Origin of the sequence: Rhizobium sp. CC-YZS058, from assembly GCF_034720595.1 — a bacterium.
Classification (GTDB): domain Bacteria; phylum Pseudomonadota; class Alphaproteobacteria; order Rhizobiales; family Rhizobiaceae; genus Ferranicluibacter.
On record NZ_JAYESJ010000001.1, the window covers coordinates 64,951 to 91,159 of the forward strand.

Below are 26,209 nucleotides of genomic sequence, written 5' to 3' on the forward strand. Positions count from 1 at the left end.
GCAAAGAGGCGATCAGGCGGGCCGCAGCGCGATATAGACGGCCGTGGCGCCGAGAACGCCGGCCGCGCTGCGATTGAGCGCCTTCAGCGCCGAAGGGCGGCCGAGCAGGCGGCGTGCGCGGGAAGCGAGCAGGATATAGGGCAGCAGGACGGAGAGCAGCGTGAGAAAGGTGATGACCACCAGCGCCACATAATCCTGCAGCGTCACGGCCTCGAGGTCGATCAGCGTCGGCAGCAGCGCCAGGTAGAAGAGCATGGTCTTCGGATTGCCGAGCGTGACGAAGAGGCCGGACAGGAAGGCCGAGACCGCGCCTGCGGGCGGCCGCGCCTCGATCCGCTCGCTGATGAGACCTGCCGTCCACAGTTTCCAGGCGATGAAGAGGAGATAGAGCGCGCCGATGATCTTGATGATGAAGAACACCGTCGCAAAACTCTGCGCCAGGAAGGAAAGGCCGAGCACGGCGCCGGTCAGATAGACGAGATCGCCGAGGATCAGGCCGAGTCCCATCAGGAAGGTCTCGCGAAAGCCGGAGCCCAAGGCCCGCGCCACGATGGCGGTCATGCCAGGGCCGGGAATGGCCGCGGCGACGAACAGGGCGCCTGCGTAGGCGATGAGATTCGAAATGGTCATGACGTGCCTCCCACGATGGAGCGTTAGCGAAATCACTCGCCTCTGCCAAGAGCAGTCTCACAGGTAATGGTATCTACCAATATCGTTTGATTAATGGCTGCATGCCGGCTATTGGCGCAATGGTCTTTTTTTGGTATCGTCTGCGTCGATGATGGCTCACGCTTCGGCGCGTGCAGCAGGACAAGAGGCGCCCATGGCGGTTACCCCGGCAGACTGTTTGCCCGCGAAGGGCTTTCCCGCCAGCGCCGGGCCTCTTTATCTGCAGCTGCGCCAGGCGCTGGAGGAGGCGATCCGGGCCGGGCGACTGAAGGCGGGCGAGGCGCTGCCGGCCGAGCGCGATCTGGCTGCCAAGGCCGGCATCAGCCGCGTCACCGTGCGCAAGGCGGTGGAGGATCTGGTGCGCGATGGCCTGCTTCTGCGCCGGCAGGGGTCCGGCACCTTCGTCGCCGCGCCGCCGACACGCATGGAGCAGTCGCTTTCCCGGCTCACCTCTTTCTCAGAAGACATGGCCCGCCGGGGCCTTGCGACGAGAGCCGAATGGCTGGAGCGCGGCCTCTTTCCCGCTGCGCCCGCCGAAATGATGGCGCTCGGGCTTTCGGCCGATGCCATGGTGGCCCGTCTCGGGCGGCTGCGGATCGCCGACGATGTGCCCTTAGCTGTCGAGCGGGCCAGCGTCTCCGCCAGCGTTCTCCCGGATCCGGCTGAGGTCACGGGATCGCTCTACACCGCGCTTGCCCAGGCGGGCGCCCGGCCGGTGCGCGCCGTGCAGCGGCTGTCGGCGCAGGCTGCGCGGCCTGCGGATGCGGCTCTGCTCGGCATCGCGCCGGGTTCTGCCTGCCTGTCGATCGAGCGTGTCGCCTATCTCGCCACCGGCCGGGCGGTGGAATTCACCCATTCGCTGTTTCGCGGCGATGCCTATGATTTCGTCGCGGAGCTGACCCTCGGCGAGAGGACATGACAGGAAGGACAGACCATGACCGACACGACCCATATGCGTCGCGAGATCGACGAGATCCCGCAGGCGGCCGCCCGGCTTCTTGAGGCTGCAGGCGGGGCCCTCGATGCGGCGGGTACCGCTCTGCGCGAGGCTGACCCCGCCTTCCTCGTCACCATCGCGCGCGGCTCGTCCGACCATGCCGCCCTGTTCCTGAAATATGCGATCGAGCTCACGACCGGCCGGCCGGTCGCCTCGCTCGGACCCTCGCTCGCCTCCATCTACGCGGCGCCGATCCGGCTTTCGGGCGCGGCCTCGATCGCCATCTCCCAATCGGGCAAGAGCCCCGACATCGTGGCCATGGCGCAGGCTGCGACCGATGCCGGCGCCGTGTCCATCGCGCTGACCAACACGCTGCCCTCGCCGATCGCCGCTGCCAGCCGGCACGCGATCGATTTTGCGGCCGGCCCGGAGATCGCGGTGGCCGCAACCAAATCCTTCGTCAATTCAATCGTCGCCGGCCTTGCCATCCTTGCCGCCTGGACGAAGGACGAGGCGCTCGGCCGAGCCGTCAACGCCCTGCCGGAGCATTTCTCCCGCGCCGTCCGGCTCGACTGGCAGCCGCTCGCCGATGGCATCGGCGAGGCGGATTCGCTCTTCGTGCTCGGTCGCGGCCCGGCCCTGGCCATTGCCAGCGAGGCGGCGCTGAAGTTCAAGGAAACCTCCGGCCTGCATGCCGAGGCCTATTCGGCGGCGGAAGTGCTGCACGGGCCGGTGGCCCTGGTCGAGCGCACCTTCCCGGTGCTGGGGCTTGCCGCCCGCGACAAGGCGGAAAGCTCGGTGGCCGCTATCCTCAATGATCTTGCAGGCAAGGGCGCGCGCGCCTTCGTCACTTCCAGCCACGCCAGCAAGGCCGCGCCGCTTCCCTTCGTCGAGACCGGCCACCCGCTCACCGATGCCCTGGCGCTTGTCCTGCCGTTCTACGGCTTCGTGGAGGCGTTTTCGCGGGCCCGCGGCCTCAACCCGGATCAGCCTGTCGCGCTGAAGAAAGTGACGGAAACCCGATGAGCCGCTCCTTCGCTGTCACCGGCGCCCGCATCTTCGACGGCCAGGATTGGACCGAGAACCGGGCGCTTCTTGTCGATCAGGGTCTTGTCACCGGCCTTGTGCCGGCTACCGATCTGCCGGACGGCATCGAGCGTATCGACGCCGGTGGCGCGCTGCTGGTGCCGGGCTTCGTCGATCTCCAGGTCAATGGCGGCGGAGGCGTGCTCTTCAACGATCGCCCGGAGCCGGATGCGATCGAGGCCATCTGCGCTGCCCATGCCCGGTTCGGCACCACGGCCTTGCTGGTCACGCTGATCACCGACACGCCGGAGATCCGAACGGCGGCGATCGCGGCCGGCCGCGCCGCGCGACAGGCTGACGTTCCGGGCTTCCTCGGCCTGCATCTAGAAGGCCCGCATCTCTCGCTCGCCCGAAAGGGTGTGCATGATCCGTCCCTGATCCGGCCGATGCAGGCCGACGATCTCGATGCCCATCTCGCCTGCGCCTCGTTCTTCGATGCGGTGCTGGCGACCGTCGCGCCGGAAAACGTGACGCTGGAACAGGTGGCCGCGCTCACCCGTGCCGGCATCACCGTCAGCCTCGGCCATACCGACGCCGATTACGAGACGATCGCCACCTATGCGCTGGCCGGCGCGCGCATGGTCACGCATCTCTTCAACGCCATGAGCCCGCTCGGCTCGCGCGAACCGGGCACGGTCGGTGCGGCGCTCGATCTCGGCACGCTCCATGCGGGAATCATCGCCGATGGCTATCATGTCGATCCCGTGTCGATGTCGGTGGCGCTGCGCGCCAAGGCAGGGCCCGGGCGGATCTTCATCGTCACCGACGCCATGTCGACCATCGGCTCGGATCAGCAGTCCTTCACGCTGAACGGCCGCACCATCCTGCGCAAGGATGGCCGGCTGACGGCGGCGGATGGCACGCTGGCCGGTGCGGATATCGACATGATCTCCTCGGTGCGCTTTGCACACCAGACACTGGATCTGCCGCTCGAAGAGGCGCTTCGCATGGCGTCCGCCTATCCGGCGGATGCGATAGGCCTGTCGGCGCGCAAGGGCCGGCTTCTGCCGGGGCTCGATGCCGACTTCCTTCTGCTCACGACGGAGTTGGAGATGATCGCCACCTATATAGGCGGCGAGGCGGTCTTCTCAGCCTGACAGCACGGCCTTCAAGGTCCGCACCGTTTCCCGGTCGGTGCGGCGCATGGCCTCGGAGGCAAAGCCGAAACGCAGAAGCGTCGCGTCGCCCTCTTCGAGCGGGCGGGCGCAGGAGGCGTGCAGTTCGCGCACGCCGCTTTCCAGAAGCGCAGCGGCATTGGCGGCGGTGACGCCGGAGCCGGGCATCAGGCTGATGCGGCCTGCAGCCTGGGCATGAAGGGCTTTCAGCGTCGCGAGCCCGTCAATCGCCTTCATCGCGCCGCCGGAGGTCAGCACCCGGTCGAAGCCGAGCGTGATCGCCTGCTCCAGCGCCGCCTCCTTGTCCGGGGTGAGGTCGAAGGCGCGGTGCAGCGTGCGACCGAGCCCGTCCGCGCGTTCGATCAGCCTGGCCAGCGTCGGCAGGTCGAGGCCATGGTCGGGCCGGCTGGCGCCGAGCACGACGCCGGAAAGGCCGGCCGCCCGAGCCGCGTCGATCTCCGTCTCCATCAGGCCAATCTCGTCCTGGCTGAAGACGAAGCCGCCGGCGCGCGGGCGGATCATGGCAAAGACCGGGATCGGGGCCTCCGCTGCCCGCTTCATCAGGCCGATCGACGGGGTCAGGCCGCCGAGCGCCAGGGCCGCGCACAGCTCGATCCGGTCGGCCCCGCCGGCAATCGCCGCATCCAGCCCCTCGGCATCGTCGACACAGACTTCGAGGAGAACGGCGCTCATTGCGGCCCGGCTCCGAGCGCCAGCAGGGCGGCGCCGATCAGGCCCGGTTCGATGCCGGGATAGAGCGTCGGGCAAAGACCCTGGACCACCAGCGGCCGGTCGAAGCGGCGCAGCGTGCGGGCGCGGGTGGCGACATCGATCGCCGCCATCAGCCGCGCGGAGGAGGACAGGCCGCCGCCCGTCGGCACGATGGTCGCGCCGGTGATGTTGATGGCGAGCGCCAAGGGCGACGCGACGAGATCGACCAGGATCTCGATCGTGCGGGCCGCCTTCTCGTCTCCGGCTTCCCAGGCTTGGGTGATGGCGCGGCTTTCCAGCCTCTGGCCGTGCAGCATCTCATGCAGTCGCTCCATGCCGCGCGCGCTGCCCACGGCGTCGATACAGCCCTTCTGGCCGCAGCCGCAGGCAAAGGCGGGAATGGCGACCGGCGGATCGCCGGCAAAGGCGGCGGCGACCGGGCCATGGCCCCATTCGCCGGCAAAGCCGCCCGCTTCGTTGATCAATCGGCCATTGACCACGACCCCGCCGCCGACGCCGCTGCCGAAGATCGCGCCAAAGACGATTCGATGGCCGCGTCCCGCGCCGATCCCGGCTTCGGCAAGGGCGAAGCAATCGGCATCATTGGCCACCAGCACCGGCATGCCCAGGCGCGCCTGCAGGTCGGCCGAGAGGATGCGTCCGTCGATGCAGGGAATATTGGCGACCTTGCCGGCTTGGCTGTCCGGATCGACCACGCCGGCGATCGACAGCGCGATCCGCTCCGGCTGCGTGCCGGATTCGGCGATGAGATCGGCGAGCACGCCCACGAAAGCCTCGAAATCATGCAGCGGTGTGGGCCGGCGAGACAGGGGGCGGATCTCTTCGGGCGAGGCGGCCACCGCGCCACGGATCGCCGATCCGCCAATATCGAAACAGACGATCATCAGAGCTCCATCAACAGGGGTTCGGCCGCCAGCGCGGCGGACAGCAGGCGGTCGTCCTGCCCATGCGGGGCGGAGAGCAGGAGCCCGACCGGCATGCCCTCCTCGCCCGCGCCGCAGGGCAGGGAGACACCGCAGCCGTCGAGAAAATTGGTCAGCATCGTATTGCGGAGCGTGCGGATATTGGTGGCGACGAACAGGGCGTCATCGGCAAGCAGCGGGGCGATCTTCGGCGCGACATGGGCGACCGTCGGATGAACGAGCAGGCTGTCGGGCCCGATCTCTTCGGCAAAGGCGGCGACCATCCGCCGCCGGGCGGCGAGAAGGGCCACGTAATCGGCCATGGCGATGCGGCTGCCGAGCGCGACGCGGTTCGCCACGCGCGGATCCATGGCCGCAGCGTCGGTTTCCAGCCGAGCCCGATGCAGGGCATAGGCCTCCGCGGTCACGAGCGCGCCATGGCGGGCACCGAGCGCCAGAACCTCGTCGAAGAGTGGGAAGGTGCGCCGCTCGATCCGCGCGCCAGCGGCAGCCAGGCGGGCAAGGCCGCTCTCGAAGGCTGAGACGACGCCGGCCTCGGCCTCGTCGAAGATCACGCTCGTCGGCACGACCAAGGTCTTGCCGGAAAGCGTCGTCCGCTCCACCGCCGGTGCGGTCATCCCACGCATGGCGGCATCGACCCAAATCGCATCCTGCACGCTGCGGGTCAGAGGTCCCAGCGTATCGAGGCTGGTGGACAGCGGGAAGACGCCCTCCATCGGATAGCGGCAACGGCTGGCCTTGTAACCCACCAGCCCGCAGAAGGCGGCGGGTATGCGCACCGAGCCGCCGGTATCGCTGCCGATCGCGACAGGAACGAGGCCTGCCGCCACGGCGGCCGCCGCGCCGGAGGAGGAGCCGCCGGTCACCCGCGCCTCGCCCGTGGCCCGCGGGTTCTCCGGCGTTCCGTAATGCGGGTTCAGGCCGAGTCCGGAAAAGGCGAACTCGCTCATATTGGTGCGTCCCACGGCCACCATGCCGGCCGCGCAAAGGGCGGCAACGACCGGGGCATCGGCCGTTGCAACGGGGGCGCTGCGCAGGACGGCGGATCCGGCTGCCGTCGCCATGCCGGCCATGTCGAACAGATCCTTCCAGGCGAGCGGGATCCCGTCGAGAAGACCGAGCGCGCGTCCTTCGGCCAGGCGACGTCGTGCGGCGTCTGCTTCCCGGCGGGCGCGCTCGGGGCAAAGCGCGGTGAAGATGGCCGGATCGGCCCCTTCCACCGCTTCCAGCACGGCCTCCAGAAGCGTCACCGGGTCGAGAGGGCCGGACTGCAGGAGGACGGACAGGCTGGCGGCGGAACGGCCGGTGATCGAATGCGGCATGGCGTGGCTCGTCGGCTTGATTTCAGGCCCGCGGCGCTGCCGTTCTTGCGGCGCCGCCTCTGGCGACATACATGCTGGGCGGTGCCGCAACAAGCCCGCAAGCTTTCACGAACGAAAGCGGGCGGGCCTTGCGTGGTGGGTGATGGGCAAGAGGAAACGCTGCCGATGATCGTCGATGCTGCACGCGCCGGCCTTGCCAATCTCGTTGCGCCGGAAACGCGCTCCACCTTCTGGAAGGTGCTCGGCCTCACGCTCGCGGCCCTCCTGCTTCTCTGGCTCGCGCTGCGCGAGACAGTGCTCTACGTCCTGACGCCCTATGTGACGCAGATGATGCCGAGCGCGCCGGACTGGGCGGGGTGGCTCACCTTCTTCATCGGGCTTCTGGCGAGCATCGGCCTTGCCTTGGCGCTGGCGCTCGTGCTGGCGCCGGTGACGGCGCTGATCGCCGGCTTCTTCCTGGACGATGTGGCGGAGGTGATCGAGCGGCGCGATTTTCCGGCCGACCCGCCGGGCCGCGCGCTCCCTTTCGGCACGGCGCTCATCGAGGGGTTGAAGTTCCTGGGCGTCGTGCTGCTCGGCAACCTGCTGGCTCTCCTCCTGCTGCTGGTGCCGGGCGTCAATCTCGTCGCCTTCTTCCTCGTCAATGGCTATCTGCTCGGCCGGGAGTTCTTCGAATTCGCCGCCATGCGCCATCGCAGTCCCGCCGAGGCCCGGCAGTTTCGCGCCAGGCACAAGGGGCGGGTGTTCCTCGCCGGCCTGCTGCTCGCCGCCTACCTGGCCGTGCCGCTTCTCAACCTGACCACGCCGCTCTTTGCCGCAGGGCTGATGGTGCATCTGCACAAGCAGCTTTCCCGGCGCGATCCGCAGTTCGGCGCGGCCGAGACCCGGCAGCGCCTGCAGCCGGCCTGATCAGGACACGATCAGCAGCGAGACATAGGCGAGCACGGTGACGACCAGGCCGCGGAAGGCGAAGCCGACGAAGCGATATTTCTGCCGCGCGATCCCCGATAGCACGTCGACATTGTCCATATATTGCTCGAAGAGATAATCGAGATCGCTGCGCAGCGCGGCCTCGCGAAAGGCATCGCGGTGGCGCGGCCAGCCGCCCCAGAAGAGCGTCGTCGTCTTGGCCGCGTGGCGCGGCAGGATGACCAGAATGGCGCAGATGATGGAGAAGACCGAGGCGACCGCCAGAATGCCGGAGACGGTGGCCGGCAGCCAGGCGGCGGTAAAGTAGCGCGAGAGCGTGAAGACCCCGCGCCCCTCGCTGGAGGAGATCAGGAAGGCGAGCATGAAGGTGAAGATATAGGCGGCCTTCTGGTCGGAAATCTTGATCTGGTCGTAGAAGATGTCGTTCACGGTCTTGATGTGATCGAAATATTCACGGCCTGCGGCAGAAGGCGGCATGTCCGCCCCGATCCGCGGCTCGCCCATCAGGTCCACGTCCATTCGTCTTCCCCTCGTCCACGGCTTTTCTCACCACGAACGCGAGCCGAAAGCAACATCCGACCCGAAACGTCCGGTTTGAAACAGGCGCTCCGACGCGCCAAGCTTGACTTTGCAAGCCGAGGCGCTCCACTGGCATCTTGGCAAGCGGGGGCTGTCATGGGTTGGAAAATCCGGGTTGCATGCATGGTGCTGGCGGCGCCGGTCCTGGTTCGGCCGGCAGCGGCCGATCCTGTCCAGCGCGGCGAAGGCACCGTCGGCGCGGTGATCGCCCGCAAATATGGCGAGGAGATCCGCTTCGTCGACGTCAGCGACTGGCGGTCTGTCGATCTGCGCCAGGATGTGGTGGCAGGCGACGTGCTGCGGACCAACGCGACCGGCCAACTCGCGCTTCTCTTCGACGATCGGACCCAGATCCGGCTGGGACGCAACACGGCGCTGCGCGTCAAGGATATGCGGGCGGGAACGGCCGATGCTGCCCTCAGCCTCGAATCCGGCACGATCTGGGCCCGCGCCGAGCGCGGCGGGCAGGGGCTGTCGGTTGCTACACCCGCGGCCACGGCCGCCATTCGCGGCACGGACTGGACGCTGTCGATCGGCGAGGGCGGCAAGACCTCGCTCACCGTGCTCGATGGCGAGGTCGAGCTCTCTAATGCGCAGGGCAGCGTGCGGGTGCGGCGCGGCGAAGCGGCGGTCGCGGCCATCGGCCAGGCGCCGCGCAAGGTCATCATCGTCAATTCCGACGACCGCGAGCAGATGCTCTATTACCTGCCGCTGCGCGACGGCTTTTCCTTGCTACCGGCCTCGACGTTGACGACCCAGGCCATGAAAGCCGCGAAAAGCCGGATCCTCGGCCGCCCCGAAAGCGTCCGCACGGCCGAGGACTGGCTGACGCTGGCGGAGGTGGAGCTCACCCTGTCCGGGAGAGCCGCTGCCGCATCGGCCCTGTCCTTTGCGCGGGCGAAAGGGCTCAGGCATGGGGAGGCTGCCCGGGCGGATTTTCTCGACGGCATGATCGCCGCGGCCGAAAACCGCTTCGAGCACGCGCTCGCGCTCTTTGCCCGCGCTCGGCCGGGGCTCGATGCGGAGCGGCGGTCGGTTGCCGACTATGCGGCCTATTACACCCGCGCCCTGGCCGACCCAGCCCATGTGGAGGCCGCGCCCAAGGGACCGCGCGGCGCCTATGGCGCGCTCGGGGAAGCCTATACGATTGGCTTCCTTTCCAGCATTCGCGAGGCCGCCGCCTCCCTCAAGCGCGCCGAGGCGCGCTATCCCGACAATCCCCTGCTGCCCGCCGCCCGCGCCAAGATCGCGCTGGTCATCAACGACCGCGCCCAGAGCCGCGAAGCATTCGAGCGCGCGCTGGCGCTCGACCCCACCCAGTCGCTGGCGCTCGACACGCGTGGCGATTATCGCGCCAGCGTCGAGGGGCGGCTGGAGGATGCGGTGGCCGATCTGCGGGCAGCCGTGGCAGCCCAGCCGGGCGATTCCAACGCCTGGAACACGCTGGGCCTCCTGGAGAGCGCGCGAGGCAACAGCCATGCAGCGCTCCGCGCGTTTCAGACTGCGCGGGATCTCGACCCGCAGGACGCGCTCTACCACGCCAACCTCGCTCTCTTCTATCTCGAGCAGATGCGCTTTCCGGATGCCAAGGCGGAGCTTGACCTCGCCATGGCCGCCGATCCGGGTTTCGACATGGTGCTCTTTGCGCGCGGGCGCTACCATCTGCAGACCGGCCAGAGGGATGCGGCGCTCGAAGACCTGCTGGCGGCCTCCGCCGCCAATCCGGGCGTCAGCTTCGGGCAATCGCTGCTGGCGGCTGCGCATCTGGAACGTGGCGAGCGCGTGGCCTTCGAGCAGGCTTTGGACAATGCCGACCGGCTGGACCCGAACGACCCGCTGGTCCCGCAAATCCGCGCCGCCGCCGCCATCGACGACTACAAGTCCGATACGGCAATCCGTCAGGCGCAGGAGTTCCTCAAGCGCGGCAGGGCGCAGGGCGGCGATTTCGGCACGATCAGCGCCAATCGCGATGCCGGCTCGGTGCTCAACGATGCCTTCCGCTTCCAGGGGCTCGATGCCTGGGGACAATATTATGGCGACGTCGTTTTCGACCCCTTCCAGTCGACCGGCTATTTCGACCAGGCGATCCGCGGCACGGTCAATCCCTTCGTCACCGGCGCCGGTCTCGGCGCCAATGCGATCGATGCGATCTCCTCGCCCACCAGCAGCTCCTCGCTGATCCAGGGCCTGCTGCTCGACCCGCAGGCGCTCGCCAGCAGCGAGCGGCGGCGGCAGATCATTCCGACCCCCTTCCTCGAAACCTCGCTCGGCATCGGCGTGTCGGATGTCGATGGGGAGACGGAAGCGATCGGCACGGCCGAGGTGCAGGCTTTCGGCATAGCGCCCATTCCGATCAGCCTCTACGCGACGTTCGAGTATGAACAGACGCCGGGCGGCGGGCTCTACAGCGATGGCGGCGGCCTTTTCGATCAATCGGGCCGGATCCGCAGCGGCACGGCCTATGTGACGGCCAGCCCAACGGCAGATGACAGGCTGGTCGCCTACGGGTCCTCCGTTCGGTCGCAGTCCGACCTCAGTTCCCTGCTCTTCGGCGATGTGCTCTCGGTCCGCACGGCCCTCGATACGCATGCGGTTTCAACGGAGGCGGGTTTTGCCTGGAGCCATAGTCTGGGCGACCGCAACGCGGTCAATCTCGGCCTCTTCCATGCGGGACTGCGCAGCCGCCAGGCGCTGGAGGTCACGCTTGAGGACGGCTCGGATTTTTCCGCGACGGAGCGCGCGACACAGCAGACGACCATCCTTGCCCTCAACCACATGGTCGAGGCCGGCGATGTCACATGGCGCTACGGGGTCGAGGGTGGGGTACTGGATGTCGAGGCGGAAACGCAGTTCGCGCCGCTCGCGCCCGACCGTGTCGAGGACCGCCTGACGATCGGCCGGTTCTACGTGGACGGTCTGCAGGCGATCACACCGGCGCTGCAGGCGGAATATGGTCTTTCCGGAACGCGTCTCGATGGCGATATCGCCGCCGTGGGCCGCCTGGAGCCGCGTGCCGGACTGGCCTTCAGCCCGGCGGACGGGCAGTGGCTGCGTGCGGCCTTTCTCCGCCAGAGCTATGGCTTCGAGGTTCCTACCCTCTCGCCGACCACGGTGGTCGGCATTCAGCCCAATGCGGTGGGGCTGGGTCTCGACGGGAGGCTCGATACGCTGGCGGCGCGCTGGGATGCGCAGTGGAGCGACCGGTTCTTCACGGCGCTCGATCTGCAGCATCAGGAGGCGCGGGGCCTCTCGATCGACGATCCGGCCAGCCTGCCGTCGCATGTTACCACGGATCTCGCACAGGGCCGCATCGACCGGGCGGCGCTGACCGCCAATCTGTGGCTCGGCGGGGGCTTCGGCCTGTCCGGCACGATCGCGCGGACCTTCTCGAAGGTCGATGATCCCGCCAGCCCTTCGGACGGCCGGGCCGTTCCCTATGTGGCGGAAAGTGCCGGCCAGGTGGCGCTGACCTATGTCAGCGACTGGCAGTATCGTGCGCAGATCGCCGCCAATTATTTCGGCCCGCGCGAGGACAGCCAGGCCCGGTCGGTGGGCGACGCCTGGACGCTCGATGCCAATTTCGTCTGGGAGCCGCTCGACAAGCGCGTCTCGCTCGAGGTCGCGGCCTTCAACCTGCTGAATGAGGATATCACGCTGTCGCGCGGCCTGCCGGGGGTCATCGGACCCGACTTTACGATCCAGCCGGGTGCGCCGGGCGCGGGGCGCTCGGTTCGCGCGCTCCTCAAGGTGCGGTTCTGATGGCCGTCACGGAGGCGAAGGTTCTCAAGGCCGCCCGCGCGCCGGATGTGACCGGCGGTGACCAGCGGCGCCGGCGGCTCGGCCTGCTTCTGCTGGTCCCGCTCACGGTCCTTCTGCTCGCCCTTGCCGCGCTGACGCCGCCATGGCGGCTGATCGAGCTGAGGAGCTATGATTTCCTCTCGACGCTGAGCGCCCCGAACCCGCCTGCCGACGGGCCTGTCGTGGTGGCGATCGACGAGCCCTCCATGTCCGAGGTTGCAGCGCAATGGCCCTGGCCGCGGGCGCTCCATGCCCGGCTGGTCACGGCCTTGCGGGCGGCCGGCGCCAAGGCGATCGGGCTCGACATCATCTTTGCCGAACCCTCGTCCGATCCCGTCAATGATGCCGCACTGGCCGCAGCGCTGGGGCCGGACGTGGTGCTGGCCGGCGACGAAACGACCATCCGCTCGCCCCAGGCCGACCAGTTCATCCGCACCGAACCCTTGCCGGCGCTCGTTTCCAGTGGGGCGAAGATCGGCATCGCCTCGGTGCAGATCAGCGCCGACGGCGTCTTGCGCCACATCCCGTCCTTCGAAGATGGCTTCGCCCGCCGTCTGGCCGAGGTCGCTGGCCGGACCCCGACTGTTCCCGATGGTCCGGCGCTGATCCAGACCTTCGGCCCGCCGCGAACCTACCAGACGATTTCCTATTATCAGGCGCTGGAGCCCGCGCTCTTCCTGCCGCCCGGCTTCCTGAAGGACCGGGTGGTCATGGTCGGGCTCAGCCTGCAGAACGCGCCCACCATCGATGCGGGCGGCGCCGATACCTTCGTCACCGCGGACACGATCCATACCGGGCGCCTGACGGCCGGCGTCGAGGTTCAGGCGACGATCTACGACAATCTCGCCAATCGCCTGTTCATCACCGAAGGTACGCGTGCAACCGTCATCCTGTCGATCCTGTTCGGGGCGCTGCTTGCAGCCCTCGTCGTCTTCCGCGCGACAGGCTGGCAGAGCACGGCGCTGACCATCCTGTTCCTGCCGCTGATGGTGGCGGGGTGCCTGGCGCTGATGCGGCTCGGTGGGGTATTCGTTTCCCCGGCCGGGCCGGTTGGCGCCTATCTGCTGGTCGTCGGCGCGCAGTCCGGCCTCGATTTCGCGGCCGAGCGGCGGCGGCGGCGCGATATTACCGCGGCCTTCGCCAGCTATCTTTCACCCGCCGTCGTCGCCCAGCTGGCGGCCGATCCGACGCGCCTGAAGCTCGGCGGCGAGCGGCGCACCCTTTCCGTCCTCTTTGGCGACGTGCGCGGCTTCACCACCATTTCCGAGACGCTGAAGGATGATCCCGAGCAGCTGACGACCCTGATCAACCGGCTGCTGACGCCGCTGTCCGAGATCGTGCTCTCCTCCGGGGGCACGATCGATAAATATATCGGCGATTGCATCATGGCCTTCTGGAACGCCCCGCTCGACGTGCCGGACCATGGCAGGCGCGCGGTGAATGCCGCACTCGCCATGCTGGACGCGATCGAGGTGCTGAACGCGGAGCTCTTGGCCGAAGCGGAAGCGGCGGGCCGCGCAGCCCCGCCGGCGCTCAAGATCGGGATCGGCATCAACACCGGCGAATGCGTGGTCGGCAATATGGGTTCGGCCCGCCGCTTCGACTATTCCGTGCTGGGCGATTCCGTCAATCTCGCCTCGCGGCTGGAAGGGGAATCGAAGAATTACGGCGTGCCGCTGCTGATCGGCGCCAGCACCGCCGAGGCTGTCAGGGATAGGCTGCCGGTGGCCGAGCTCGACAGCATCAAGGTCAAGGGCCGCACGATCCTCTCGCCGGTCTTCACGGTTCTGCCCGGTGCCGATCCTTCGGCGCTGGACGCGCATGCCGCTTTCCTGGCCCGGAAATACGACGAGGGTCTTGCGGCCGACGATCCGGCCTTCATTGAGCTGCCAGCGCGCCTGCCCGGCCTTTCCCGCTATTATTCCCTTGTCCGGGACCGGCTCCGCTGATCGCTTCTGCCGCGATCGTCCCTGGATTTAGTCTATTCAGACAGTAGATTGAATGCGGTGCAGGAGCGGAGACAAAACGGATGGAAGCGGATGTCGCCATCGTCGGCGCGGGGTTTTCCGCCATTGCCGTCGCGGTTCACCTGCTGCGGACCCTGCCGCCCGAGGCCTCCATCGCCGTTATCAGCGATGATCCGGGCTTTGGCCGCGGTACGGCGTATCGAACCGAGTTTCACCTGCACCGGCTGAACGTGCCGGCCGGGCGGATGAGCCTGTTTGCGGACGAGCCCGATCATTTTCTCGACTGGCTGACGCGCCAGGGCCGCGCCGTCAAGGCCGGCGACTTCGCCGCGCGGGGGGATTACGGGCTCTATCTGCGCGACACGCTGGCGAGCCTCCTGCGCAGCCGCGGCCAGCGTGCGCGTCTCGACTTCGTCAAAGCCAAGGCGGTCGATTGCATCACCTGTGCCTCCGGTGGCCCCACCTTCGCGCTCGATACCGGGGAGCGGCTGCAGGCGCGCGCCGTGGCGCTCTGCCTCGGGCTCGGCAATGCCGGCCTGCCGCTGCCGCCCGGGCGCTGCAGCACGGCGGCCATGCCGCGCATCATCGCCAATCCCTGGCGGCTCGGCTGGCTGTCGCAGATCGGGCGGGAGGACGAAATCTGCATCCTGGGGTCGGGCCTCACCATGGTCGATCAGGTGCTGACGCTTAAGGCCAAGGGCCATCGCGGGCGGATCCATGTCCTCTCTCGACGCGGGCTGGTGCCGCATCCGCATGCGGCAGACCCGGTACCGCCGGTCGAGCCTGCGCTGCTCGAGGGAAGCCTGACCCTCTCCCGCCTGCTTGCCGGTCTGCGTGCGCAGGTGCGGGCCGGCGTGGAGTGGCGGGCGGTGATGGATGGGCTTCGGCCGCAGACGCAGGCACTGTGGCAGCGCCTGCCGGAAGCCGAGCGCGCGCGCTTCCTGCGCCATGCGCTCGCCTGGTGGAACATCCACCGCCACCGCATCGCCCCGTCCGTCCACCGGCGTTTCGCCGCGCTCATGGAGGATGGAACGGTGACGGTCCATGCCGGTTTCCTCAGGGTGATCGAGCCGGCGCATGAGGGCGTGACGCTGCGCTTCCGGCCGCGCGGCGGGCAGGGCGAGATGCGGCTTCCGGCCGACTGGGTGATCAATTGCACCGGCATGGAGCGCGCCGGCCTCGGCCACTCGCCGCTGCTGAGCGACATGGCGGCGCGCACCATGATCAGCCTCGATCCGCTCGGCCTCGGGCTTGTCGTCGATGACCGTTCTCAGGTGCTGGATGGAGCAGGGCAGCCGCAACCAGGCCTCTTCGCCGTCGGCGCGCTCACCGCCGGGCGCTTTTGGGAAATCACTGCCGTGCCCGACATCCGCGTCCAGGCCAAGGCGGTTGCCGACGCGATGGCCGGCATCGCGGCGGCGTGGCGGACCATGCCGTAGCGAGCGAGACGTCCTCTTCGCTTCGCCTGCCGCTCAAGGGCTCTTCATGTAGAGGACGATTGAGACGAACAGGCTGCCGATCGTGCCGAGCACGACGAGCGCGACGGCGAAGATCATCGCCGTCCTGGGAAGCTGCCGTCCCTCGTCCTCGGGTTTGCGTTGTTTCGCCATGGGCCTGCTCCTTGCCGTGATCGGCCGGGCTTACCAGCCCGGGCCCTGCAACGCCATGGCGGCAGGGCGGAAAAGCCGGCGGCCAGACGTCGCACGGGGGCGGCGGTCAGTCCGAATGATCGACGCCGTCCGGCACGGCGGTGCGCAGCATGCCCTTGTAGATACCGGGGATCGAGCCTTCGATCGGGATGGCGCCGACGGCCGTGCGGTAGAAGCCCATGGGGCCGGCGCCGCCGATCACGCCGTAGCCATAGCCCTGGTCGCGCATGTCGAGCAGGGTGGCGAGCAGGAGCGCGTGCCCGATGCCCTTGCCGCGCGCCGCCTCGTCGACGCCGGTCGGCCCGAAGAAGCCCTTGGCGGTGGCATCATGGCAGGCGAAGCCCAGCAGCTGGCCATCCTTGATGGCGATGAAGCAGGTGGGCGGCGAGCGGGTGGCGGCAACGGTCGCCTCGCTTGCCCAGCCATGGCCGAAGCGCGGCACCAGCCAGTCGGTCAGGCTTTTCAGCTCCGGCGCAAGGAGCCGGCGGATGGTAACCCCTTCTGCCTCCATGCGCGCCGAGACCTTGGGATCGGGCGAGAGCTCGTAGAGCTTGACCAGCATGTCCATGGGTTTGATCCTTGTTCGAGATGCGAATAAGAGCCGTCGCGCTCAGCCCTTCACCGCGCCCGCGGTGAGGCCAGCCACGATGCGGCGCTGGAAGATGAGCACGAGGACGACGAGCGGCAGGGTGACGGAGACGGACGCCGCCATGATCTGGCCGAAGGGATATTCATAGCGGCTTGCCCCGGTGATCATGCTGATCGCCACGGGCACGGTGCGGTTCTCGTCGGTCAGCGTGAAGGTGAGCGCGAAGAGGAACTCGTTCCAAGCGAGGATGAAGGCGAGGATGCCGGTCGAGGCGAGCGAGGGGCCCATCAGCGGCAGCAGGATCGTCGTCAGGATCCGCCAGTGCGAGCACCCATCGATGCGCGCGGCCTCCTCCAGCTCACGCGGAAATTCGCGGATGAAGGCGGTGAGAATCCAGGTGGTGAAGGGAACGGTGGAGAGCAGATAGGTGAGCACCAGACCGCTCGGCCTGTTGTAGAGGCCGAGGAAGGAGATGAGCTCGAACATGCCGGAGAGCACCGCCACCTGCGGGAAGATCGAGACGATCAGCACGGCTGTCAGCATCCACGGCTTCTGCGGAAAATCGATGCGGCCGAGCGCATAGGCAGCGCTGATGCCGAGCGCCAGCGACAGCACGGTGGTGCAGCCGGCCACGAAGGCGGAGTTGAGCAGCGAGCCCATGAAGACGGTGTTGTCCGCCAGCTGTCGGTAATAGGTGAAGTCCCATTGCGGCAGCATGGAGCCGTTGTGCAGGGCCGCGCCGGGCTTGGTCGAGGAAACGATCGCCCAGTAATAGGGAAACAGCATGTAGACAAGCACGAGCACGGTCGCGAGACCCAGCAGCACCTGGCGGACGCGGCGCATGGTCCGGTAATACTGGCTGGAGCGACGGCGGGTCTTGAGAGACGGTGCGGTGATGTCGGTCATCTCAGGCTCCCGCGGCCCGGTCGAGGCGAAGCAGCCCCATCAGGAGAATGGCGATCAGTGCCACCAGCAGGAAGACGAGGCTGGAGGCCGCCGAGCCGGTGCCGAGTTCCTGGAAGGAGATCAGCCGGTCGCGGGCATAGATCGAGACGGTCATGATGTTCTCGTTGCTGGCGGAGAGCACATAGGCGAGATCGAACATGCGCAGCGCATCGAGCACGCGGAAGAGGATGGCGACGCCGAGCGCCGGGCGCAGCAGCGGCAGGGTGATCGACCAGAAGCGCTTCCAGGCCGGAATCCCGTCCACCTCGGCCGCTTCGAAGAGCTCGCCCGGGATCATCTGCAGGCCGGCCAGGATCAACAGCACCATGAAGGGCGTGGTCATCCAGACATCGATGAAGATGACGACACCCATGATCAGCCCGTCATTGGCGGTCCAGGCGACACCCTTGTCGAGGACGCCGATGCCAACGAGCAGGGTGTTGATGATGCCGAACTGGTCGTTCAGCATCCATTCCCAGATCTTGGCGGAGACGACCACGGGGATGGACCAGGGCACCAGCACCGCCGCCCGCACCAGCCCGCGGCCGGGAATCGCCTGGTTGACGAGGAGCGCGATGGCCAGGCCGAGCCCGGTCTCGAGACTGACGGAGATCACGGTGAAGGTGAGCGTGTTGCGCACCGCCACCCACCAGGACCGGTCGTCGAGGATCTCGAGGAAGTTGGCGATGCCGACGATCGAGTAATTGCGCGGATCGTCGAGGAAGGCATCGGTGATCGAGAAGAAGAAGGTGCGCCCGAGCGGCCAGAGGGCGACTGCGGCGATCACCAGCATCATCGGTGCGAGGAAGGCCCAGGCGGCGCGGCGGTCGGCGATGATGAGCCGGCTCAGGCCTTGGCGCGTGGGCCGCCTTGCGCTGGGGGACGGAGCGAGCTCGACGGGCGCTGTCATGCCCGGCTCCCGACGAAGCGGGCAAGCGCGTTGCGCGTCTCGCTCGCCCCATGATCGAGCCTGCGGCCCTCGGCGTCGAAGACGAAGAGGTCGTCATCGGCAAAGGCCAGATCCACCATCTCCCCCTTCAGGTGGTAGGGCGGCGTTCCGGAAAGGCGGGTGACCCAGAGCGTGTCCGCATCGATCCGGACATAGGCGAAATGCTCATGGCCCAGATCCTCCAGCCGCTCGAGCCGGCCGCGCAGGCGGCCGGTGCCGGCGGGCGCAAGGCTGAGGCCCTCCGGTCGCACCCCGAGCGAGGCGGGAGCGGCCGTTCCTTCTGCAAAGCCGACCTGAAGATCGAGGCCACCCGGACCCCGCAGCAGGCCAGGCGTTTCGGCTCCAGAGAGCGTCAGAAAGTTCATGCGCGGACTGCCGATGAAGCCGGCGACGAAGCGGTTGGCAGGCGCGTGGTAGAGCTCCTGCGGCGTGCCCACCTGCTCGATCCGGCCATGGTTCAAGACCACGATCCGGTCGGCGAGCGTCATGGCCTCGGACTGGTCGTGAGTCACATAGATCATCGTCGTGGCCAGCTCGCCATGCAGGCGGGCGATCTCCATGCGCATTTCCATGCGCAGGTCGCTGTCGAGGTTGGAGAGCGGTTCGTCGAAGAGGAAGACGTCGGGCTGGCGAACCAGCGCCCGGCCGATCGCCACGCGCTGGCGCTGGCCGCCGGAGAGCTCGCGCGGGCGGCGGGCCAGCAGGTGGTCAACCTTCAGCATGCGGGCGACGCCCGCTACCTTGGCGGCGATCGCATCCCGCTTCAGCCCCAACGTTTCCAGCGCAAAGCCGATATTGCGGGCCACCGTCATATGGGGATAGAGCGCGTAGGACTGGAAGACGAAGGCGATGCCGCGCTTGGAGGCCGGCACGTCGGTCACATCGTCGCCGCCGATCGAGACGATGCCGCTCGTCACCGGCACAAGGCCGGCGATCAGTCGCAACAGGGTGGATTTGCCGCAGCCGGAGGGGCCGACGAAGACCACGAATTCACCATCGCGGATCTCAAGATCGACGCCCTGGATGACCGGATGGGTGCCATAGCTCTTGGCGACGGCAGCAAGCGTGACGGAAGCCATGCGGACCTCTTGGCTGTCAGACGGTCGAAAACAGCCGCGCCTTGATGATGCGCGGCCGGCTGGGGAGAGAGCCGATCGGCGCGCGGCAGCGGCAGAGGCCGCCGCGCAACCGAACCGGGCCCTCGCTCAGCGGCTTTCCTTCAGCTTCTCCAGACGGGCAGCAAGCGTCTTGAACGCCGGGCCGGCCTCGCCGCCGGACAGCACGTCATGCACGGAGCGATAGAACGCCTGCGAAACGCGGTTGTAGCTGGTTCCCGTATAGCCGGACGGGCGGACGGCGGCATCGGCAAAGGCCTGGACCGTGTCTTTCAGGAAAGGGAGCTTTGCCAGCACGTCCGGATCTTCGTAGAGCTTGGAAATGGACGGGTTGAAGGCGTAGTCGACCGCGCGCAGCTTCTGGCTCTGTTCGGAGGTGATGAAGTTGACGAAATCGGCCGCAGCTTGCGCATGGGCCGAGAATTTCGATACGCCGTAATACATCGGGCCCAGGCAGCCCGAGGATTTCTGGCCGTCCTTGCCGACCGGCAGCGGCATCATGCCGACCTTATCCTTGATCGCGCCGCCGTCCGTCTGCGAGGTACCCCAGACATAGGGCCAGTTGCGGTGGAAGACGGCGTTGCCGGCTTCGAAGATGTTGCGGCCGGCCTCTTCGTCATAATTCAGAACGCCTTCCGGGCTGATCGTGCCGACCCAGCCGCGGGCCTTGTCGATCGCCTCGGCGGCAGCCGGATTGTCGATCGTCACCTTGCCGTCCGGGTCGATGATCGTGCCGCCGCCATTCGAGGCGATCAGCTCGATCGCATCGCAGGTCAGGCCCTCATAGCTCTTGCCCTGCCAGACATAGCCCCAGATGTCGGCCTTGCCGGCGGCGCGTTCCTTGTCCTGGATTTCCTTGGCCTGGGTGGCGAGCTCGTCCCAGGTCTTGGGCGGGGCCATGCCGTATTTCTCGAGCAGATCCTTGCGGTAGAACATCAGCCCGACATCCATATAGGCGGGCAGCGCCACCAGCTTGCCGTCGAGTTCAGCCGCGCCGAGCGTGGACTGGAAATGCTTCTTCACGTCGGTATCCGGCACGACGCTCTTCAGGTCGAGCAGGTTCGCCTTGAACATGCCAAGCCAGATGACGTCGAGGAACAGCACGTCGACATCGGTGGACTGGGCGGCGAGCAGCTGCTGGTAAAGCGGGATCGCATCGTCAAGCGTCGCCGGCATCTTGTTGATCTTGGCTTCGTTGCCGGTCTTTTCCTTCCACTGCTCGGCCACCTTGGCGCAGAAGTCGTATTCGGTGGCGGCGCAGAAGGCGGAGATCGTTTCTGCCCGGGCGGCACCGCTCATCAGCAGGCCGGCAATCAGGCTGGTGCCGAGCGCAAGGCGCGTCATCGTCTTTGTCATGTCAGTTCCCCTGGTTGGCGTCGCCGGGGGTTGGCCCCGCCGGTCGGCAGAAAGCTCTTCGGCTTCTTGTCTGCCTCTGCATACGACTGGATATATCCAGTCATGTCAACATCGGTTATGAGAGAAAATTGACGCTTGCTAATTCTCGTGCAACGGTTGCTCGAAAGCAGGCAAACCGGGGACTGCGCGATGATGGCGGATGCGATGGGGGCCTTCGGCGGCGAGGGGATTCTCAATCGGGAAGATCCGCGTCCGCTGCATCGTCAGTTGCATGCGGCCATCCTCGAAGCGATCGAGGCCGGCCGGCTGCCGCGCAACGGCAAGCTGCCCTCGGAGCGGACGCTGGTCGATATTTTCGGGGTCAGCCGCATCACCGTGCGCCACGCCATCCGCGATCTCGTGGCGCAGGGCGTGGTGCAGAGCCAGCCGGGCAAGGGCCTCTATGTGGTCGATCCCTGGCGGGGTTTCGAGCTGCAGATCCTGAAGAGCTTCACCGCAACGGCGCTCGCCAACGGGCGTCGGCCGGAAAACCGGCTGATCGACGCGCGGATCGCCGAGGCGCCGCTGGAGATCAGCCGGCCGCTGCTTCTGCCGATCGGCGCGGAGGTCATCGTGCTTTCCCGCCTGCGCCTGCTCGACGGGCGCCCCGTGGTCATCCAGACCGACTGGCTGCCGGCGGCCCGTGTTCCGGGTCTCCTGGAGCTCGACTGGAGCACCGGCAACCGCTCGCTCTATGGCGAGCTGCGGGAGCGCTATCATCTCCGTCCAGTGCGCGGGCAGAACACGCTGAGCGCCAGGCTCGCCACCACGGAGGAGGCGGAGCGGCTGGAGATGCGTCCGCCGGCCGCCGTGCTGACCGTCGATCAGATCGCCTTCGACACCCGCAACCGCGCGGTCAATCTCACCACGCTCGTCCACCATCCCGACCGCTATCCGCTGACGCTCGCCCAATCGGAATCGGGCGATATCCAGCAGTTCTGAGCCGCGGCCCTAGCGCAGCAGCCCGGCCGAGCGCAGCGCGCTTTCGATCGTCCTTTGCACGCGGGAGAGCACCGGCGCTTCGGTCTTGGTGGCACGCTCGCTCGTGTCACGCGTCGTCTGGCGCCGGGTCGGGCCCTTGACCAGGTCGAAGCTTCGGGCGATCTCCAGCGTGGAGGAAATCCCGACATCGAGCATAAAGGGCCCTGCCTCGCCGAAGCCGCTCGCGACGTCGAGCGGCGTACCGTGCTCCATGCCCTCGATCAGGTGCAGGGTGATCGCGTCCCGACCCGTCCGGTCCTTCCAGACCATGCGGGTGCGCAGCGCGCCCTCCTCGCGTCGGTCGGGTTGCGGGCCAAGGCCATGGACGCCGCGCCATTGGTCGACGATCGCCATGGCATTGCTTTCCGCCACCGTCCGGTCCGCCGTTCCCTGCCAGACCGAAACGGCCGGCCAGGGGCCATGATGCGGCGAGGCGGCGGAGAGCTTCGCCTGCAGATCGGGCGCCGAAGGCAGGCCGTGGCCGCGCATGCGATCGAAGGCCTGGGGGATTGTGGAGGCGACGCCGGAGGGCAGGCCGGCAATGATCGCCCCGCCGGCAAAGAGCTCGGGATAAGCGGCCAGCAGCGCCGAGGCTATGGCGCCGCCGGCGGAAAGCCCGGTCACATAGATGCGGCGCGGATCGATATCCTGCGTGCGGATCATCTCCTCGATCATTTCGCGAATCGAGGCGACCTCGCCGGCGCCGCGCGTGGCATCGGCCTCCATGAACCAGTTGAAGCAGCGGCTCGGATTGTTCTGACGCTGCTGCTCGGGGAAGAGCAGGGCAAAGCCGGCCTGATCGGCAAGCTGGGACCAGCCGGCGCCGCGATCGTAGCGCGCGGCCGTCTGCTTGCAGCCATGCAGCACGACGACCAGCGGCGGGCGGCGGACAATGTCCGGCACATAGGTCCAGGCCTTCAGCTGGCCCGGGTTGCGCCCCGGAAAGAGAAACGGCGACAGGCGCGTCTCGTCGTCTTCGTCACCCAAGGGGTCGAGCCGGAACTGGCTGAGGCGCTGGATCGTATCGGCGAGGCTTCGCATGGCGGTCTCCTGCGTCCCGGGGGCTTCCGGGCACGATCCATGTTGCGCTGCACAATATAGGTCGGGGACGATGGTGCTTCAACGCCGCGCGGCGCGAGTTCGCCTGCAGGCGACACGTCGCGAGGAGCCGAGCCTGCGTGTTCCTGCTTGACAGAACGAGAACGATCCCCTCAATTGGCAAGATGTCAGACCAATTCTAACACGTGCCCTCATGCCCGCTTCTTCTGCAGACAGGCCCCAGATTGCGCCCCTGCCCCCGATCAACCGGGCGCAGCAGGTGGAGGCGGCGTTGGCGGATTATGTGGAGCGAGCCGGCCTCAAGGCTGGCGAGCGTCTGCCGGCCGAACGCGAACTGATGATCGCGCTCAATGTCGGCCGCTCGACGATCCGCGAGGCGATCGGCAAGTTCCAGGCGCTGGGCGTGGTCGAAAGCCGCAAGGGCAGCGGCAACTATCTCCTGAAGCCGATTTCCGCCGGCACCGTGCACATGCCGCTCTCCTTCGAGGCGGCCAATCTGCGCGATGCGCTGCTGATGACGCTGGAGGTCCGCCGCGGCATAGAGGCGGAGGCTTCCATGGCGGCCGCGCGCCGGCGAACGGCGGAGGATCTGACGATCATCGAAGCGCGGCTCGACGAGATGGAGGCCGTGCATCTTGCCGAAGGCACGTCCGGCAAAGCCGATCTCGCCTTTCACCTGTCGATCTACGACGCGACCCACAATCCGCTCTTTCGCCAGCTTCTGGAGCAGATGCGCGGCGGATTCGAGAGGTTCTGGTCGAAACCCTTCGACCGGCCCGATTTCGCGGCCCGCTCCTTTCCCTTCCACCGCACCCTGTTCGATGCCATCGCCGCCGGCGATGCCGAGGGTGCGCGTGGCGAAACGCTGAAGATCCTCGCCATCGTCGAGGAAGATATCAAGGACATGTCCCAATGAGTTCAGGCCAGGATCCCTTCGATCTCGCCCAGCTGATCGTCGCCCATGATGCCGGCCACGCCTTCGATGCCGTCGTGCCGCCGATCGTGCAGACCTCGCTCTTCACCTTCTCGAGCTATGATGAAATGGTCGAGACCTATCGCGGCGAGAAGAGCCGGCCGGTCTATACGCGCGGGCTGAACCCCACCGTTCGGCTGTTCGAGGAGATGCTCGCAAAGCTCGAGGGCGCGGAGGATGCGCTGGGCTTTGCAAGCGGCATGGCCGCCATCTCGTCCACGGTCCTCACCTTCGTGGAGCCGGGCGATCGGATCGTCGCCGTGCGCCATGTCTATCCCGATGCCTTCCGCCTGTTCGGCACGCTGCTCAAGCGCATGAAGGTCGAGGTGACCTATGTGGACGGACGCGACGAGGCGGCTGTCGAGAAGGCGATGCCGGGCGCGAAGCTCTTCTACATGGAAAGCCCGACCAGCTGGGTGATGGAGGCCCATGATGTCGGCGCGCTCGCTGCGATTGCCCGGCGCCATGGCGCGATTTCGGTCATCGACAATTCCTGGGCGACGCCAATCTTCCAGAAGCCGCTCTCGCTCGGCTGCGATCTTGTGCTCCACTCCGCCTCCAAATATCTGGGCGGCCATTCAGACGTGGTGGCTGGCGTGGTGGCCGGCTCCAAGCCGATGATCGACCGGCTTCGCGCCGAGGCCTATCCCTATATGGGCGGCAAGCTTTCCCCCTTCGATGCCTGGCTGATCCTGCGTGGCCTGCGCACCCTGCCGATCCGCATGAAGCAGCATCAGGAATCAGCGCTCGCCGTCGCCGCGCGTCTGCAGGCCCTCGATGTAGTGGAAACGGTCTGCCATCCGGGTCTTGCCAACCGGCTGCCGCCTGGGCTTTCCGGCACGTCCGGCCTCTTTTCCTTCATCTTCCGCGAGGGTGTGGATGTCCGCGCCTTTGCCGACCGGCTGTCGCTCTTCAAGCTCGGCGTTTCCTGGGGCGGGCATGAAAGCCTGATCGTGCCCGGCGAGGTCGTGCTGCAGCAGAAGGCCGAACCCAACTCTGCCAAGAGCTTCGGCATCAGCGCCCGCTCGGTGCGCCTTCATGTCGGGCTCGAAGGCACCGAGGCGCTCTGGCGCGATCTCGAACACGCGATTGCAGCGGCGGCTCCGGCCGCCGCTGCCTGAGAAGACCAGACTGCATCCAAGGATAAAAGGGAGAACAGCATGAAACGCCTGATCGCAGCCACCGTCCTCGCCACCCTGATGGCCGGGACCGCTCTTGCCGACACGACCCTGAAACTCGTCGAGGTCATCACCAGCCCCGAGCGCACGGAAACGCTGAAGGGAATCGTCGCCAAGTTCGAGAGCGCCAATCCGGGCACCAAGGTCGAGATCATCTCGCTGCCCTGGAGCGACGCCTTCCAGAAATTCGCCACCATGGTTTCGGCCGGCGACGTGCCGGACGTGATGGAGATGCCGGACACCTGGCTGTCGCTCTATGCCAACAACGGCATGCTGGAGAGCCTCGAGCCTTACCTCAAGGACTGGGAGCACACCAAGAGCCTGAGCGACCGCGCGCTCGAACTCGGCCGTGACGTCAAGAACACCGCCTATATGCTGCCCTATGGCTTCTATCTGCGCGCCATGTTCTACAACAAGAAGCTGCTCGAACAGGCTGGCGTCACCACGCCGCCGAAGACGCTGGATGAGTTCGCCGAAGCCTCGAAGAAGGTCGCCGCCATTCCCGGCAAATATGGCTACTGCCTGCGCGGCGGCCCGGGCGGTCTCAATGGCTGGGTCATGTTCGGCGCCAGCATGGCCGGCTCCAATAGCTTCTTCAACGAGGACGGCACCTCGACCTTCGACAGCCCCGGCTGGGTGAAGGGCCTGACCTATGTGGTCGATCTCTACAAGAACGGCCTGGCGCCGAAGGACAGCGTCAACTGGGGCTTCAACGAGATCGTCGCCGGTTTCTATTCCGGCACCTGCGCCTTCCTCGACCAGGATCCGGATGCGCTGATCGCGATCGCCCAGCGCATGAAGGCAGAAGATTTCGGCATCATGACCATGCCGAAGGGCCCGGACGGCAAGACCTTCCCGACGATCGGTTTCGCCGGCTGGTCGATGATGGCCGCCTCCGCCAACAAGGACCTCTCCTGGAAGCTGATCTCGACGCTGGAAGCGCCGGAAGGCAATATCGAGTGGAACAAGAAGACCGGCGCGCTGCCCGTGCACACGACGGCCGAGAAGGATCCTTTCTACGCCAGCGAGCAGTTCAAGGGCTGGTTTAACGAGCTGGCCGACAAGGACGCCGTGCCGACGACCATGCCGACCTATCTTGAGGAATTCGCCTTCTTCAAGGATTCGCTGGTCATCAAGACCTCGCAGGAAGCCCTGCTCGGCGACATCACGCCCGAGGAACTCGCCAAGCAGTGGGCCGACTACATGACCAAGGCCCAGCAGAAGTTCCTGGCCTCCAAGTAAGCGAACGACCGGCCAGGGCGGCGGCTTGTCCCGTCCCCGACCTGGCCGAATGCAACCGCGCAGCCGGTCCTCTCCG

General features: G+C 67.1%; 23 protein-coding genes. 11 read left to right on the forward strand and 12 right to left on the reverse strand.

Annotated elements, in window-relative coordinates:
- Positions 1 to 12 precede the first annotated feature (12 nt).
- Positions 13 to 630, reverse strand: coding sequence for a LysE family translocator (locus U8330_RS00315; protein ID WP_323103076.1), 618 nt, complete (start codon positions 628 to 630; stop codon positions 13 to 15).
- Between the two features lie 193 nt (positions 631 to 823).
- Between U8330_RS00315 and U8330_RS00320 the strand changes: the two genes are divergently transcribed.
- The 3 genes from U8330_RS00320 to nagA are packed head-to-tail and all read left to right on the forward strand — an operon-like array spanning position 824 to position 3,789.
- Complete coding sequence (locus U8330_RS00320) at positions 824 to 1,588, forward strand: GntR family transcriptional regulator (RefSeq protein ID WP_323103077.1); 765 nt, start codon at positions 824 to 826, stop codon at positions 1,586 to 1,588.
- A gap of 15 nt (positions 1,589 to 1,603) precedes the next feature.
- Positions 1,604 to 2,632, forward strand: coding sequence for an SIS domain-containing protein (locus tag U8330_RS00325; RefSeq protein WP_323103079.1), 1,029 nt, complete (start codon positions 1,604 to 1,606; stop codon positions 2,630 to 2,632).
- The gene (gene nagA / locus U8330_RS00330; RefSeq protein ID WP_323103080.1) at positions 2,629 to 3,789 is read left to right on the forward strand and encodes an N-acetylglucosamine-6-phosphate deacetylase; all 1,161 of its coding nucleotides are present in this window, start codon (positions 2,629 to 2,631) and stop codon (positions 3,787 to 3,789) included. The genes U8330_RS00325 and nagA overlap by 4 nt, the downstream gene beginning before the upstream one ends.
- On the opposite strand, the gene U8330_RS00335 is transcribed toward nagA, so the two are convergent.
- From U8330_RS00335 to U8330_RS00345, 3 genes are read right to left on the reverse strand one after another with little or no spacing between them, the layout of a single operon-like run.
- Complete coding sequence (locus U8330_RS00335) at positions 3,781 to 4,500, reverse strand: copper homeostasis protein CutC (protein WP_323103083.1); 720 nt, start codon at positions 4,498 to 4,500, stop codon at positions 3,781 to 3,783. The two genes, nagA and U8330_RS00335, sit on opposite strands and share 9 nt — an antisense overlap.
- A complete protein-coding gene (locus U8330_RS00340; RefSeq protein WP_323103084.1) occupies positions 4,497 to 5,423 on the reverse strand; it encodes an ROK family protein in 927 nt (308 codons plus the stop codon). Before U8330_RS00340 ends, U8330_RS00335 begins: the two co-directional genes overlap by 4 nt.
- Complete coding sequence (locus U8330_RS00345; RefSeq protein ID WP_323103086.1) at positions 5,423 to 6,784, reverse strand: amidase; 1,362 nt, start codon at positions 6,782 to 6,784, stop codon at positions 5,423 to 5,425. Before U8330_RS00345 ends, U8330_RS00340 begins: the two co-directional genes overlap by 1 nt.
- A gap of 165 nt (positions 6,785 to 6,949) precedes the next feature.
- On the opposite strand from U8330_RS00345, the gene U8330_RS00350 reads away from it, so the two are divergent.
- Complete coding sequence (locus U8330_RS00350; protein WP_323103087.1) at positions 6,950 to 7,693, forward strand: sulfate transporter family protein; 744 nt, start codon at positions 6,950 to 6,952, stop codon at positions 7,691 to 7,693.
- On the opposite strand, the gene U8330_RS00355 is transcribed toward U8330_RS00350, so the two are convergent.
- Positions 7,694 to 8,218, reverse strand: coding sequence for a Pycsar system effector family protein (locus U8330_RS00355; RefSeq protein ID WP_323107065.1), 525 nt, complete (start codon positions 8,216 to 8,218; stop codon positions 7,694 to 7,696).
- 171 nt (positions 8,219 to 8,389) lie between these two features.
- Here U8330_RS00355 and U8330_RS00360 point away from each other — a divergent pair, with 171 nt between their 5' ends.
- The 3 genes from U8330_RS00360 (at position 8,390) to U8330_RS00370 (ending at position 15,497) form a co-directional block, all read left to right on the forward strand.
- Positions 8,390 to 12,052 carry a FecR domain-containing protein gene (locus U8330_RS00360; protein ID WP_323103088.1) on the forward strand — a complete coding sequence of 1,221 codons (3,663 nt, stop codon included), beginning with the start codon at positions 8,390 to 8,392 and terminating at the stop codon, positions 12,050 to 12,052.
- Positions 12,052 to 14,040, forward strand: coding sequence for an adenylate/guanylate cyclase domain-containing protein (locus U8330_RS00365; protein ID WP_323103090.1), 1,989 nt, complete (start codon positions 12,052 to 12,054; stop codon positions 14,038 to 14,040). Before U8330_RS00360 ends, U8330_RS00365 begins: the two co-directional genes overlap by 1 nt.
- An 80-nt stretch (positions 14,041 to 14,120) precedes the next feature.
- Positions 14,121 to 15,497, forward strand: coding sequence for an FAD/NAD(P)-binding protein (locus U8330_RS00370; protein ID WP_323103091.1), 1,377 nt, complete (start codon positions 14,121 to 14,123; stop codon positions 15,495 to 15,497).
- 33 nt (positions 15,498 to 15,530) lie between these two features.
- On the opposite strand, the gene U8330_RS00375 is transcribed toward U8330_RS00370, so the two are convergent.
- The 6 genes from U8330_RS00375 to U8330_RS00400 form a co-directional block, all read right to left on the reverse strand.
- Entirely contained in the window at positions 15,531 to 15,668 is a 138-nt protein-coding gene (locus U8330_RS00375; protein WP_323103092.1) for a hypothetical protein, read from the reverse strand.
- A gap of 106 nt (positions 15,669 to 15,774) precedes the next feature.
- A complete protein-coding gene (locus tag U8330_RS00380) occupies positions 15,775 to 16,275 on the reverse strand; it encodes a GNAT family N-acetyltransferase (protein WP_323103093.1) in 501 nt (166 codons plus the stop codon).
- Between the two features lie 42 nt (positions 16,276 to 16,317).
- Positions 16,318 to 17,202: a carbohydrate ABC transporter permease gene (locus tag U8330_RS00385; RefSeq protein WP_323103095.1), complete on the reverse strand. Its 885-nt coding sequence runs from the start codon at positions 17,200 to 17,202 to the stop codon at positions 16,318 to 16,320.
- Between the two features lies 1 nt (position 17,203).
- On the reverse strand, positions 17,204 to 18,151 hold the full coding sequence (locus U8330_RS00390) for a carbohydrate ABC transporter permease (RefSeq protein ID WP_416236782.1): 948 nt from the start codon (positions 18,149 to 18,151) through the stop codon (positions 17,204 to 17,206).
- Complete coding sequence (locus U8330_RS00395; protein ID WP_323103096.1) at positions 18,148 to 19,269, reverse strand: ABC transporter ATP-binding protein; 1,122 nt, start codon at positions 19,267 to 19,269, stop codon at positions 18,148 to 18,150. Before U8330_RS00395 ends, U8330_RS00390 begins: the two co-directional genes overlap by 4 nt.
- A 126-nt stretch (positions 19,270 to 19,395) precedes the next feature.
- Positions 19,396 to 20,661 carry an ABC transporter substrate-binding protein gene (locus tag U8330_RS00400; protein WP_416236783.1) on the reverse strand — a complete coding sequence of 422 codons (1,266 nt, stop codon included), beginning with the start codon at positions 20,659 to 20,661 and terminating at the stop codon, positions 19,396 to 19,398.
- A gap of 189 nt (positions 20,662 to 20,850) precedes the next feature.
- Here U8330_RS00400 and U8330_RS00405 point away from each other — a divergent pair, with 189 nt between their 5' ends.
- Entirely contained in the window at positions 20,851 to 21,642 is a 792-nt protein-coding gene (locus U8330_RS00405) for a GntR family transcriptional regulator (protein WP_323103098.1), read from the forward strand.
- 9 nt (positions 21,643 to 21,651) lie between these two features.
- On the opposite strand, the gene U8330_RS00410 is transcribed toward U8330_RS00405, so the two are convergent.
- Positions 21,652 to 22,722: a PHB depolymerase family esterase gene (locus U8330_RS00410; RefSeq protein WP_323103100.1), complete on the reverse strand. Its 1,071-nt coding sequence runs from the start codon at positions 22,720 to 22,722 to the stop codon at positions 21,652 to 21,654.
- A gap of 211 nt (positions 22,723 to 22,933) precedes the next feature.
- Between U8330_RS00410 and U8330_RS00415 the strand changes: the two genes are divergently transcribed.
- The 3 genes from U8330_RS00415 to U8330_RS00425 are packed head-to-tail and all read left to right on the forward strand — an operon-like array spanning position 22,934 to position 26,133.
- Entirely contained in the window at positions 22,934 to 23,656 is a 723-nt protein-coding gene (locus tag U8330_RS00415; RefSeq protein ID WP_323103102.1) for a FadR/GntR family transcriptional regulator, read from the forward strand.
- On the forward strand, positions 23,653 to 24,834 hold the full coding sequence (locus tag U8330_RS00420; protein ID WP_323103104.1) for a PLP-dependent transferase: 1,182 nt from the start codon (positions 23,653 to 23,655) through the stop codon (positions 24,832 to 24,834). Before U8330_RS00415 ends, U8330_RS00420 begins: the two co-directional genes overlap by 4 nt.
- Before the next feature lie 39 nt (positions 24,835 to 24,873).
- Entirely contained in the window at positions 24,874 to 26,133 is a 1,260-nt protein-coding gene (locus U8330_RS00425) for a sugar ABC transporter substrate-binding protein (protein ID WP_323103105.1), read from the forward strand.
- The last annotated feature ends 76 nt before the right edge of the window (positions 26,134 to 26,209 follow it).